This window comes from Bacillus proteolyticus (assembly GCF_001884065.1).
In the GTDB taxonomy this organism is placed as follows: Bacteria; Bacillota; Bacilli; order Bacillales; family Bacillaceae_G; genus Bacillus_A; species Bacillus_A proteolyticus.
This window is the reverse complement of the sequence record NZ_MACH01000035.1, coordinates 1-504: the sequence shown is the minus strand read 5'-3', so window position 1 is coordinate 504 and position 504 is coordinate 1. Positions and strand designations below refer to the sequence as shown.

The 504-nt window shown below is 32.7% G+C and carries 1 pseudogene; it reads left to right on the top strand.

From position 1 onward, the window contains the following. Positions 1-398 (top strand): annotated as a pseudogene (locus BAQ49_RS03985) (IS110 family RNA-guided transposase); the annotation flags it as partial. Between the last annotated feature and the right edge of the window lie 106 nt (positions 399-504).

Below are 504 nucleotides of genomic sequence, written 5' to 3'. Positions count from 1 at the left end.
ATACATATTGTCTATTAAACCCCTTAGAAGCAAAATTACAATGTGATTCCTTACGGATTCATAAAACGGACCGAAGTGATGCACATCGACTAGCCATTACTCATTTTACAGTTACCCGAAGGGTATCTCATGGAACGGACCACTTATTCCATCAGTTAAAGTCTCTTTCGAGATTTTATAGCGAACTGGATGGAGAATTATCGATGATTCGTAGTCGTATGCACAAAGTAATTCAATTAACATTTCCTGAATTAGAAAAAATGTTCACTAGTAAATCGGATCTATTTTTAAATTTTGTTTAACTATTTCCCCATCCAGATTGTGTTTTAAATCTTTCTAAAACAATCATAAAAAATCGTATTCGTGCCAATACCAATAAAAAAATATCAACTATGGTTCTGGTGCAAATACTTAGGAAAGATATAAAGATGTGAAAAGTTTCCTAGTGAAATCTAGTCTTAAGCAGCAATTCCAAATAGTTGATGGATGAACTTCACTTGATTT